This is a genomic window from Streptomyces malaysiensis subsp. malaysiensis, from assembly GCF_040653035.1.
Taxonomy (GTDB): Bacteria; Actinomycetota; Actinomycetes; order Streptomycetales; family Streptomycetaceae; genus Streptomyces; species Streptomyces malaysiensis.
The window spans coordinates 337,694-349,926 of sequence record NZ_JBEZNG010000006.1 but is presented as its reverse complement, the minus strand read 5'-3'; the positions used below and the strand labels follow the sequence as shown (position 1 = coordinate 349,926).

The window sequence follows — 12,233 nt, the reverse complement described above, 5'->3', positions numbered from 1 at the left end:
CGGGGCCTCTTCTGACGGGTCCGCACCTGGCCGAGGACGGCCTTCCGGTTGGCGTCGGCCGATGGGAACCTATCCACCATGGGGGTATTGAGCCAGGCAAGGCGGGGACGGGCGCTGTGTGCCGCCGCGGTGGTCGGCGCGGCGGTGGTCGCGGTGACGGGGTGTGAGCCGACGGGCGGCAGCATCAGCTCCGCGACGATCGCGATCACCACGGACCGGGTGACCACCGAGGCGCTGGAGCGGGGCGGTGTCGGCGTCCGCTGGATGAGCTGCAATGCCGACTTCAGGAGCGGTCGTACGGCAGGTACCGATGCCAGTGCCTCGCCCTCGCGGAGCGAGCGGGCCGGGGAGACCGACGCGCGGGTGGACTGCCAGGGCAGGACCCAGAACGACAAGGACATCAGGATCAGGGGCCGGGTCACCTACGTACGGGAGGACCACTGCGTCCGGGGCGACTTGACCGGCCAGGTGGACGGCCGGAAGGTCTTCCAGGCGAATGTGATCGGAGAGTGTCAGGGCGGCGCCCGGGACACCGAGAGCCCCCGGCCGACCGGCGGTCAGCCCTCGGACGACCGGACCACGGAGGGCCCCGAGCCGACGCGCAGCCATCCCTGGGACCACCGGACGACCGAGGAGCCCGAGCCCACCCGTAGCCACCCGTGGGACCACCGCACCACGGAGGGCCCCGAGCCGACCCGTAGCCACCCCTCGGACCACCCGGCCACCGAGGACGGCGGCGGCCAGGCCGGTGCCGAGGACGGCGCCGGTAAGGACGGCACCGAGGGCGGCGGTCAGGGCACCGGTCCGGGCGAATAGTCCACGATCTCTTCCGCCGGCAGGGCCTCCCGGTACCATCCGGACCGTACGTGCCGACGATCCGTAAGGGAGCCACCGGTGGCGGGAGAACCGCAGGCCGACTGCCTGTTCTGCAAGATTGTGTCGGGGGAGGTGCCGGCCACCGTCGTCCGTGAGACGGACACCACTGTCGCCTTCCGCGACATAAATCCCCAGGCGCCCACGCACGTCCTGGTGATCCCCAAGGTGCACTACTCGGACGCGGCCTCACTCGCGGCGGCCGAACCGCAGATCACCGCGGATGTGCTGCGCGAGGCGGGCGGGGTCGCGGCCGATGAGAAGCTCGACGAGACGGGCTACCGCGTGGTGTTCAACACCGGCTCCGGCGCGGGGCAGACCGTCTTCCACGCACATGCCCACGTCCTCGGCGGCCGCGGGCTCAACTGGCCTCCCGGATAACCCTTGTCCGCACGGGAACTGATCGTCCTCGGCACCGCGAGCCAGGTGCCGACACGGCACCGCAACCACAACGGCTATCTGCTCCGCTGGGACGGTGAGGGCCTGCTGTTCGACCCCGGCGAGGGCACCCAGCGCCAGATGCTGATGGCCGGGGTCGCCGCCCATGACATCGACCGGATCTGCGTCACGCACTTCCACGGGGACCACTCCCTGGGCCTGGCCGGGGTGATCCAGCGGATCAACCTCGACCGGGTGCCGCACCGGGTGACCGCCCACTACCCGGCGAGCGGACAGCGGTTCTTCGAGCGGCTGCGGTACGCGACCGCCTACCGCGAGACCGTGGCGCTGACCGAGGAGCCGGTCGCCGGTGACGGCGCGATGCTGGCCCGCACCTCCGCGTACACCCTGGAGGCGGCCCGGCTCTCGCATCCCGTCGAGTCCTACGGCTACCGCCTGACCGAGCCGGACGGCCGCAGGATGCTGCCCGAGCGGCTCGCCGCGCTCGGCATCCGCGGCCCGCAGATCGGGCGGCTCCAGCGGGAGCGGGTCCTGGAGGTCGAGGGGCGTACGGTCACGATCGAGGAGGTCAGCGAGGTGCGCCGGGGGCAGCGCTTCGCGTTCATCATGGACACCCGGCTGTGCGACGGCGCCGACGCGCTGGCGCAGGGGTGCGATCTGCTGGTCATCGAGTCGACCTTCCTGGACGAGGACGAGGCGCTGGCCGTCGAGTACGGGCATCTGACCGCGGGACAGGCGGCCCGGGTCGCCGCCGGGGCGGGAGTGCGGCATCTGGTGCTGACGCACTTCTCGCAGCGCTACGGCGATCCCACCGACTTCGAGCGCCAGGCGCGGGCCGCCGGGTTCGAGGGGGAGCTCACGGTCGCCCAGGACCTGATGACGGTGGCGGTGCCCAAACGGCGCTGAGCGCGCCGCGGAAGGGTCGGCGGGAGCCGTCCGGACCCGCGGGAAGCCGCGGTACGGCGCGGGCCCGAGACGGGGCAGTCGGGCCCCCGGGCCCGAGATGGGGCGGTGGCGGGCCCCGGGCTGGTGGCGGGCCCCGGTCCCGAGGTGGGGCGGTGGCGGGTCCCCGGGGCTGTGGCGGGGCGGTGGCGGGTCCCTGGGGGCCCGATACGGGGCGGTGGCTGGCTCCGGGCTCGATACGGGCGGTGGCGGGCCCCCGGCCCCGTGGCAGGGCGGCGGCGGGTCCCTGGGCCCGGGGCGGACCCCGGAGGGGGTCGTGGCCGGACCCCGGCCCCTTGTCGGTCCCATCGTGCACACTGGCCGCACCCGCGTCCGACGATGGAGGCGGACCCGCAAGACCTGGGAGAGCGCGGTGACGACACACGACGGCGACAAGCTCATGGCGGGCTACCCCATGCTCGACCCGCTCGCGACCGTGCGTCGGCCCGGTGACCCGGAGTGCGATGTCTATCTCACCGGCACCGTCTTCCTGGACATCATCTTCACCGGTCTCGACAGCGCCCCCGTCCGCGGCACCGAGTCCTGGGCCCGCGGCATGGGTTCGAGCCCCGGCGGCGTCGCCAATATGGCCACCGCCCTGGCCCGGCTCGGTCTGCGCACCTCCCTCGCCGCCGCCTTCGGCGACGACCACTACGGGGACTACTGTCGCGACGCCCTGGACCGCGGCGAGGGCATCGATCTCTCGCTCTCCCGCACCATCCCCGGCTGGCACTCCCCGGTGACCGTCTCCATGGCCTACGAAGGCGAGCGGACCATGGTCTCCCACGGCCATGAGGCCCCGCCGCCCGAGGAGCCCGCGCCCAGCTGCCCGCCCCCGGCCCGCGCCGCCGTGGCCTCCCTGGTGCCCGGCCGCGGCCAGGAGTGGGTGGCCGAGGCCGCCCGCCACGGCAGCAGGGTCTTCGCGGACGTCGGCTGGGACGACAGTGGCCGCTGGGATCCGGCCGACCTCGCCGAGCTGGAGCACTGCGAGGCGTTCCTGCCCAACGCCGAGGAGGCGATGCGCTACACCCGCACCGACTGCCCGCGCGCCGCCGCCCGCGCCCTCGCCGACCTGGTCCCGCTCGCCGTCGTCACGCTCGGCTCCGAGGGGGCGTACGCGGTCGACGGCCGCACCGGCGAGACCGCGCAGGTGCCCGCGATCTCCGTGGAGGCCCTGGACCCGACCGGGGCCGGGGATGTGTTCGTCGCCGGGTTCGTCACCGGCACGCTCGCCGGATGGCCGCTCGCCGACCGGCTGGCCTTCGCCGGGCTGACCGCCGCGCTGTCGGTGCAGGAGTTCGGCGGCTCGCTGTCGGCGCCCGGCTGGGTCGAGATCGCCGCCTGGTGGCAGCACGCCCGCGCCTACGACGACCAGCCCGCCCGCGCGCTGCGCCGCTACGCCTTCCTCGACCGGCTGCTCCCGGGCGCCGCCCGTCCCTGGCCGCTGCGCCGGGCCGTCCCGACGATCGGTTTCCGCCAGGCGTAGGCCGGGCACGGACCGGGCGCGGTGCCGCATCCCGAGCGGAGTGATGAGCGGATGGGAGTAAAAGGGCTCGGGTCTTGTCGGTGCTCCGTCGTACCCTGGAACCCAAGGTTGTCGAGCGGCGAGAACCCTTGTATCGGGAGGTAGGAGCAGGCCAGAGAGCCGGCCCATGACGCAACCAACCACAGCACCGCAGGCGCATGCGCAGTTCACGGTCCCGAACAAGCACCCGATGGTCATGGTGCTGGGATCCGGTGACGCGCTGCTCCGTGTGATCGAGAAGGCGTTCCCGGCGACCGATATCCACGTACGGGGCAACGAAGTCAGCGCCACCGGGGACCCGAAGGAAGTCGCCCTGGTCCAGCGTCTGTTCGATGAGATGATGCTGGTGCTCCGCACCGGTCAACCGATGACGGAGGATGCGGTGGAGCGCTCGATCTCCATGCTGCGCGCGGCCGAGAACGGCGAGGGCGGAGTGCAGGAGACGCCTGCCGAAGTGCTGACCCAGAACATTCTCTCCAACCGCGGCCGCACCATCCGCCCCAAGACGCTCAACCAGAAGCGCTACGTCGACGCCATCGACAAGCACACGGTCGTCTTCGGCATCGGCCCCGCGGGCACCGGAAAGACCTATCTGGCCATGGCCAAGGCGGTCCAGGCACTGCAATCCAAGCAGGTCAACCGGATCATCCTGACCCGGCCCGCGGTCGAGGCGGGGGAGCGGCTCGGCTTCCTGCCCGGCACGCTCTACGAGAAGATCGACCCGTATCTCCGCCCGCTCTACGACGCGCTGCACGACATGCTCGACCCCGACTCCATCCCGCGCCTGATGGCCGCGGGCACGATCGAGGTCGCTCCGCTGGCGTACATGCGTGGCCGTACGCTCAATGACGCGTTCATCATCCTCGACGAGGCCCAGAACACGAACCCCGAGCAGATGAAGATGTTCCTCACCCGGCTCGGCTTCGACTCCAAGATAGTGATCACGGGCGACATCACCCAGATCGACCTTCCCGGCGGGACCAAGAGCGGTCTGCGCCAGGTGCGGGAGATCCTGGACGGCGTCGAGGACGTTCACTTCTCCATGCTCACCAGCACCGACGTGGTCCGTCACAAGCTGGTCGGCCGGATCGTCGACGCATACGACCAGTACGACAGTCGCAACGGAAAGTAACCGCGAACCCACCATGGCGATCGACGTCAACAACGAATCCGGTACCGATATCGACGAGCGGGCGGTGCTCGACGTCGCCCGCTACGCACTCGCCCGGATGCGTATCCACCCGCTCTCCGAGCTCTCGGTGATCGTCGTCGACGCCGACGCCATGGAGCAGCTGCACATCCAGTGGATGGATCTGCCGGGGCCGACCGATGTCATGTCCTTCCCGATGGACGAGCTGCGCCCGCCGGCCAAGGACGACGAGGAGCCCCCGCAGGGCCTCCTCGGGGACATCGTGCTCTGCCCCGAAGTGGCCAAGAAGCAGGGGGAGGAGGCGCCGACCGGGCACTCCATGGACGAGGAGCTCCACCTGCTCACCGTCCACGGCGTCCTCCATCTCCTCGGCTATGACCACGAGGAGGCGGACGAGCGCGCCGAGATGTTCGGCCTTCAAGCCGCCATCATCGACGGCTGGCGCGCGGAGCAGGGCCTGACCGGCCCCTCCCCGGCCCCCACCGTCCGATGAGCGCGCAGCTCGTCACCGCGGCCGTCCTGCTGGTCGTGGTGGCCTGGCTGGCGGCCTGCGCGGAGGCCGGTCTCGCCCGCACCACCCGGTTCCGCGCCGAGGAGGCCGTGCGCTCCGGGCGGCGGGGCAGCGCCAAGCTGATGCTCGTCGCCGAGGACCCCACCCGGTATCTGAATGTGGCGCTGCTGGTGCGGGTCGCCTGTGAGGTCGCGGCGGGCGCGGTCGTCACGTTCGCGTGTCTGCGCGAGTTCCCCGAGACCTGGAAGGCGCTGACCGTCGCGATCGGCGTGATGGTCCTGGTGTCGTATGTGGCCGTCGGCGTCTCCCCGCGCACCATCGGCGCCCAGCATCCGCTCAACACCGCGACCGCGGCCGCCTATGCGCTGATCCCGCTGGCCCGGGTCATGGGCCCCATCCCGCCGCTGCTGATCCTCCTCGGTAACGCGCTCACGCCCGGCAAGGGCTTCCGCAAGGGCCCGTTCGCCTCCGAGGCCGAGCTGCGCGCCCTGGTGGACCTCGCCGAGCAGGAGTCGCTGATCGAGGACGAGGAGCGGCGCATGGTCCACTCCGTCTTCGAGCTCGGCGACACCCTGGTGCGCGAGGTGATGGTGCCGCGCACCGACCTGGTGGTCATCGAGCGCTTCAAGACCATCCGGCAGGCCCTCACCCTCGCGCTGCGCTCGGGCTTCTCCCGGATACCGGTCACCGGGGAGAACGAGGACGACATCGTCGGAATCGTCTACCTCAAGGACCTGGTCCGCAAGACGCATATCAACCGCGAGGCCGAGGCCGAGCTGGTCTCCACCGCGATGCGGCCCGCCGCCTTCGTGCCGGACACCAAGAACGCGGGCGATCTGCTGCGCGAGATGCAGCAGGAGCGCAACCACGTCGCCGTGGTGATCGACGAGTACGGCGGCACGGCCGGCATCGTCACCATCGAGGACATCCTCGAGGAGATCGTCGGCGAGATCACCGATGAGTACGACCGCGAGCTGCCGCCCGTGGAGGACCTCGGCGACGGCACCCACCGGGTGACCGCCCGGCTCGCCCTGGGGGACCTGGGCGAGCTGTACGGCACCGACCTGGACGACGAGGACGTCGAGACGGTGGGCGGGCTGCTCGCCAAGGCGCTGGGCCGGGTGCCGATCGCGGGCGCCAAGGCGGAGGTCGAGGTTCCCGAGGGCGGTGTCGACCCCGCGCTCAAGGCGCTGCGGCTGACCGCCGAGTCCCCGGCGGGCCGCCGCAACCGCATCGTCACGGTGCTGGTCGAGCCGGTTCGCGAGACCGCCGCGGCCGAATAAGCGTTCCGCTGGAAGTGCCGCGATGCGTCGGCGGCCATCCGCGGCGCCGTCGTGGCTGGTCCCACGCGGCGGAGCCGCATATTGACACGGCCGAGGCGGAGCGGCATATCGACGCGGCCGAGGCGGAGCCGCATATCGATACGGCCCCGCGCCCCTTCGGGGCGCTGCGGAACCACAGCGGACTTCTTCCGACCTCTCCGGACCGGCCGCTTCCCGTGCCCCCGCCGTATGCGCGGGGGCGCGGCATCCGGTCGCGCGAAAGCGGGCCGTCGCGCCGGTGCATCGGCAACGCGCGGCTCGCGCTGCGCCATATGAGTGGAATAGCCGTCCGCTCCCTGGCTCATCCGACGTAGGCCCCCGCTTACTTGCAACTACCGACTGGTGGGTCGCCCATACCTCTGTCGGGGGACTGCCGGCTTGTCTGCTTGACGTAGACGGGTCGGCCGTATGGGCACCCCCGTGCAGAGGCCGAGGCCCCGCGTGGCATGCGCCGCGCGGGGCCGGGCGGCTCATCCCCCTGAGATCAGGAAAGGGCGGCCGCTTCCATGTCCACCACCACGGTGACCTCCACACCGAATCCCTCCGTCTTCGGCCAGTCCGTCACCTACACCGCCACCGTCTCCGGCATCACCGCCGGGACCGCTCCGTTCGGAGACGTGACCTTCGTCATCACCGGTGGCCCGACCCTGGGCCCCGTGACGCTCACCGCCACCGGGCCCGACTCCGGCACGGCCAGCGTGGCCGACTCAACCCTCGCCGCCGGGTCCCATCTGGTCACGGCGAACTTCGTCAACTCCACCGATCCGTCGGACAATTCGTCCGGTACGACCATCCAGCAAGTCAACCAGTCGGCGACCACCACCACCGTCACCTTCGTCCCGCCCGCGCCCGTCTGCGGGGAGACCGTGACGCTGACCGCCAGTGTGGCGGCGGTGCCCCCGGGCAGCGGCACCCCCACCGGTACGGTCACCTTCATCATCAGCGCGGACGGGCCCACGGTGACCGGGACCCTCGACGCGTCCGGGAACGCCTCCGTCACCGTCCCCGGGCTGAGCGTGGGCACGCACCAGGTGGCCGCGTTCTACAGCGGCGACGCCGACTTCGCCGCGTCCAACTCGCCGTTGACGCCGCTCACCGTCAACCCGGCGTCCTCCACCACGGCGCTCACCGTGTCCCCCGCCTCGCCGGTCTGCGGTGAGTCGGTGACCCTGTGCGCCCAGGTGTCGGTCGTCGCGCCCGGCACCTGTACCCCGACGGGCACGGTGACGTTCACGGTCGCCGGCGGCCCGACGCTCACGGGCACGCTGGACGCGACCGGCCAGGCGTGTGTGACCACCAGTGACATCCCGGTGGGGACACACGCCGTGACGGCCACCTACGAGGGCAACGGCGATGTCGCGGGCTCGACCGACAGCGGAACGGTCACGGTCGGCCAGGGAGCCTCCACGACGTCGGTCACGGTGACCCCCGCCGCACCCGTCTGCGGTGAGGCGGTGACCATCTGCGCCCAGGTGACGGTGGTGCCGCCGAGTACCTGTACGCCCACCGGCACGGTGACCTTCGTGATCAGCGGCGGCCCGACCCTGACCGGGACGCTGGACGCGACCGGCCAGGCGTGTGTGACCACCAACGCGCTGACCGCGGGGTCGTACACCGTGACGGCCACCTACGGGGGCAGCACGGATATCGCGAGCTCCACCGGCACGGCGTCGATCACCGTGGGCCAGGGCGTCTCGACCATCTCGGTGAACGCCTTGCCCAGCCCGTCCGTCTGCGGTGAGGCGGTGACCATCTGCGCCCAGGTGACGGTGGTGCCGCCGAGTACCTGTACGCCCACCGGCACGGTGACCTTCGTGATCAGCGGCGGCCCGACCCTGACGGGCACCCTGGACGCGACCGGCCAGGCGTGTGTGACCACCAGTGACATCCCGGTCGGCCCCCACACCGTGACCGCCACCTACGCGGGCGACGGGGACGTCATGGGCTCGACGGCGACCACACCGGTCACGGTGAACCAGGCGTCCTCCACGACAGCGCTGACCATCACGCCCCCCTCTCCGTCGTGCGGCCAGTCGGTGACCCTGTGCGCGCAGGTGACGACGACGCCGCCCGGCACCTGCACTCCGACCGGGACGGTGACGTTCACGGTCGCGGGTGGTCCGACTCTGACCGGGACGCTGGACGCGACCGGTCAGGCGTGTGTGACGACCAGCGCCATCCCGGTGGGCACGCACGCGGTGATGGCCACCTACTCCGGGGACACCGGCGTGGCAGGCTCGGGCGACACCGGTTCCGTCACCGTGGGCCAGGGCGTCTCGACCACGACGCTGACCATCACCCCCGCCTCCCCGGTGTGCGGTCAGTCGGTGACCCTGTGCGCTCAGGTGACGGTCGCGTCGCCCAGTACGTGCACTCCGACCGGGACGGTGACGTTCACGGTCGCGGGTGGTCCGACGTTGACCGGGACGCTGGACGCGACCGGTCAGGCGTGTGTGACGACCAGCGCGATCCCGGTGGGTACGCATGCGGTGACGGCCACGTACGGCGGGGATACGGGTGTCGCGGGTTCGTCGGCCTCCGGTTCCGTCACCGTCGGCCAGGCCGCGTCCACGACCGCGCTGACCATCACCCCCGCCTCCCCGGTGTGCGGCCAGTCGGTGACCCTGTGCGCTCAGGTGACCACGACGCCGCCCGGCACGTGCACTCCGACCGGGACGGTGACGTTCACGGTCGCGGGTGGTCCGACGTTGACCGGGACGTTGAACGCGACCGGTCAGGCGTGTGTGACGACCAGCGCGATCCCGGTGGGTACGCATGCGGTGACGGCCACGTACGGCGGGGATACGGGTGTCGCGGGTTCGTCGGCCTCCGGCTCCGTCACCGTCGGCCAGGCGACCACCATGACCGTGCTCACCTCCTCGCCGAACCCCTCCACCCCCGGCCAGAACGTGACCTTCACCGCCACCGTGACCGCGGTGCCGCCGGCCACGGGCACCCCGACCGGGACCGTCACCTTCGTGATCAGCGGTGGGCCCACCCTCACCGGCACGCTCAACGGCGCGGGGCAGGCCACCGTCAGCACCAACACCCTCACCACCGGGGCGCACACGGTCGTGGCCACCTATGGCGGCGACGGCTGCTTCGCCGGTTCGACCTCACCGGCGATCACCCAGAACGTGGCCACGGCGCCGACCGGGACCACCGTGACCGCCACCCCGGCCACCATCCGGCTGCGGTTCAACGGCACGTTCGTCATCCCGACCCTGAGCGCGACGCTGAGGGACTCGTCCAACAACCCGATCCCCGGCCAGACCATCACCTTCGTCGCCAACTCCGTACTGGGCCCGATCGTGTTGGGCAGCGCGGTCACCAACGCCAGCGGCACGGCGACGCTCAGCAATGTCACCGTCCCGCCGACGGTGATCACCGCTTCGACGTACACCGCCTCCTTCGGCGGCGCTCCGGGCCTGAACCCGTCGTCCGACTCGGCCTCGCTGAACTTCCAGCCGACGCCGCTCCTTCCGTAGGGCCCTGAGCACATCTGGGCAGCACACCTGGAGGACACCGCGTATCGCCCGCGCCGGGCCGCCGCACAGCGGTCCGGCGCGGGCCGCCGCGTGCCCGGTGGCGGACCGGGACCGGCTTCCCGGCCGCCCCACCGGAGTCACCCCCGGTCAACGCCCCGCATATGCTCATCCGCATGAGCGAAGCAGCGCAGCTGGACCCCGAAGACCGCAAGATCATCACGCTGGCCCGCTCGGCGCGGGCCCGCAACTCCGTGGCGGAGGGTGCCGCCGTCCGTGATGAGACGGGGCGTACGTATGCCGCCGGGACCGTGGCCCTCGACTCGCTGAAGCTGAGCGCACTCCGGACCGCCGTCGCCATGGCCGTGGCGAGCGGCGCCACGTCCCTGGAGGCCGCGGCCGTGGTGACCGACGCGGAGAGCGCGTCGGAGGAGGACCGCGCGGCCGTACGGGACCTCGGCGGGGCCGGGACCCCGGTGCTGCTCGCGGGCCCGGACGGCACCGTGCGGGCCACGCTGCCCGCCTGACCGCACCCATCGCCGCGGGCGGTCGTACGAGACCGGGACGGCTGGTCGGAGCGGGCCGGGGCATCGGGGAGAATGGGGGCCATGACTGCCGGTACCTCCCCGTCCCCGACCGAGCAGCGGGAGACCCCGCACCGCTCGGGCTTCGCCTGCTTCGTCGGCCGCCCCAACGCGGGCAAGTCGACCCTGACCAACGCGCTGGTGGGGACGAAGGTCGCGATCACCTCGAACCGCCCGCAGACCACCCGCCACACCGTCCGCGGCATCGTGCACCGCCCCGACGCCCAGCTGGTGCTCGTCGACACCCCCGGTCTGCACAAGCCGCGCACCCTGCTCGGCGAGCGGCTCAACGATGTGGTGCGCACCACCTGGGCCGAGGTCGACGTCATCGGCTTCTGCCTGCCCGCCGACCAGAAGCTGGGCCCCGGCGACCGCTACATCGCCACCGAACTCGCCGGGATCAAGAAGACGCCCAAGGTCGCGATCGTCACCAAGACCGATCTGGTCGAGCCCGAGCAGCTGGCCCAGCAGCTGATCGCCATCGACCGGCTCGGCAAGGAGCTGGGCATCGAATGGGCCGAGATCGTCCCGGTGTCGGCGGTCGATGCGGAGAAACCAGAGAAACCAGAGAAACCAGAGAAACCAGAGAAACCAGAGAAAACGGAGAAGGCGGAGAAACCGGAGAAAAGGGGGGCGGGGCGCAGTCCCTCGGGCGAGGGTGGTGGTGGGAGAGGAGCCGGCCAGGTGGATCTGCTGGCGGATCTGCTGGTTCCGCTGCTGCCCGAGGGGCCGGCGCTCTATCCCGAGGGCGACCTCACCGACGAGCCAGAGCAGGTCATGGTGGCCGAGCTGATCCGGGAGGCCGCGCTGGAGGGCGTACGGGACGAACTTCCGCACTCCATCGCGGTGGTCGTGGAGGAGATGCTGCCCCGCGAGGACCGCCCCGCGGACCGCCCGCTGCTGGACATCCACGCCAACCTCTACATCGAGCGGCCGAGCCAGAAGGGGATCGTCATCGGCCCCAAGGGGCGCCGTCTCAAGGACGTGGGCACCAAGTCCCGCAAACACATCGAGGCGCTGCTCGGTACGCCGGTCTTCCTCGATCTCCATGTGAAGGTCGCCAAGGATTGGCAGCGGGACCCGAAACAGCTGCGGAAGCTGGGCTTCTGAGCGCAGCCGCCTGACCCCTACGAGCCCTTCTCCGACGTGACCCCTACGCGCCCTCCTTCAGCACCGTGCGGATCAGTTCCCGCTGGGCGTCGCTCAGCTGGGGGTCCGCGGCGTGGACGGTGCGGCCGTCGACGGTGATCTCGTACTGGAAGCCGTCGGGGACGCCGCGGGCGGCCGTGGTGCGGCCGGTCTCGACGGCCTGGTGGGCCAGGGCGTCCAGATGGGTGGCGTCGGGCCGGCCGGCGGTGTCCAGCTCGGCCCGGCGCTCGATTCCGGCGAATCCGCCGGTGCGGGTGACGGAGATGCGCATGGCTCCATCACTACCCGATGGC

Annotated in this window: 11 protein-coding genes; 10 read left to right on the top strand and 1 reads right to left on the bottom strand. The window is 71.6% G+C overall.

What is annotated here, in order from left to right; all coding sequences use genetic code 11:
- Positions 1–87 precede the first annotated feature (87 nt).
- From AB0E24_RS15955 to AB0E24_RS15910, 10 genes are all read left to right on the top strand, one after another.
- On the top strand, positions 88–816 hold the full coding sequence (locus AB0E24_RS15955; protein WP_359377500.1) for a hypothetical protein: 729 nt from the start codon (positions 88–90) through the stop codon (positions 814–816).
- A 78-nt stretch (positions 817–894) separates the two neighbouring features.
- Positions 895–1,254, top strand: coding sequence for a histidine triad nucleotide-binding protein (locus tag AB0E24_RS15950; protein ID WP_069865935.1), 360 nt, complete (start codon positions 895–897; stop codon positions 1,252–1,254).
- 3 nt (positions 1,255–1,257) lie between these two features.
- Positions 1,258–2,178 carry a ribonuclease Z gene (locus AB0E24_RS15945; protein ID WP_102934634.1) on the top strand — a complete coding sequence of 307 codons (921 nt, stop codon included), beginning with the start codon at positions 1,258–1,260 and terminating at the stop codon, positions 2,176–2,178.
- A 436-nt stretch (positions 2,179–2,614) separates the two neighbouring features.
- Positions 2,615–3,700, top strand: coding sequence for a carbohydrate kinase family protein (locus AB0E24_RS15940; protein ID WP_359377601.1), 1,086 nt, complete (start codon positions 2,615–2,617; stop codon positions 3,698–3,700).
- 166 nt (positions 3,701–3,866) lie between these two features.
- Complete coding sequence (locus tag AB0E24_RS15935; protein WP_069865939.1) at positions 3,867–4,871, top strand: PhoH family protein; 1,005 nt, start codon at positions 3,867–3,869, stop codon at positions 4,869–4,871.
- 13 nt (positions 4,872–4,884) lie between these two features.
- Positions 4,885–5,382, top strand: a complete 498-nt coding sequence (gene ybeY, locus AB0E24_RS15930; protein ID WP_069865941.1) for an rRNA maturation RNase YbeY — start codon at positions 4,885–4,887, stop codon at positions 5,380–5,382.
- Entirely contained in the window at positions 5,379–6,683 is a 1,305-nt protein-coding gene (locus AB0E24_RS15925) for a hemolysin family protein (protein WP_069865943.1), read from the top strand. Before ybeY ends, AB0E24_RS15925 begins: the two co-directional genes overlap by 4 nt.
- A gap of 545 nt (positions 6,684–7,228) precedes the next feature.
- Positions 7,229–10,210 carry a beta strand repeat-containing protein gene (locus tag AB0E24_RS15920; protein ID WP_359377497.1) on the top strand — a complete coding sequence of 994 codons (2,982 nt, stop codon included), beginning with the start codon at positions 7,229–7,231 and terminating at the stop codon, positions 10,208–10,210.
- 173 nt (positions 10,211–10,383) lie between these two features.
- Entirely contained in the window at positions 10,384–10,734 is a 351-nt protein-coding gene (locus AB0E24_RS15915) for a cytidine deaminase-like protein (RefSeq protein WP_359377494.1), read from the top strand.
- Between the two features lie 72 nt (positions 10,735–10,806).
- Positions 10,807–11,901: a GTPase Era gene (locus tag AB0E24_RS15910; protein WP_435865286.1), complete on the top strand. Its 1,095-nt coding sequence runs from the start codon at positions 10,807–10,809 to the stop codon at positions 11,899–11,901.
- Between the two features lie 43 nt (positions 11,902–11,944).
- On the opposite strand, the gene AB0E24_RS15905 is transcribed toward AB0E24_RS15910, so the two are convergent.
- Entirely contained in the window at positions 11,945–12,211 is a 267-nt protein-coding gene (locus AB0E24_RS15905; RefSeq protein ID WP_069865945.1) for a protealysin inhibitor emfourin, read from the bottom strand.
- Positions 12,212–12,233 lie beyond the last annotated feature (22 nt).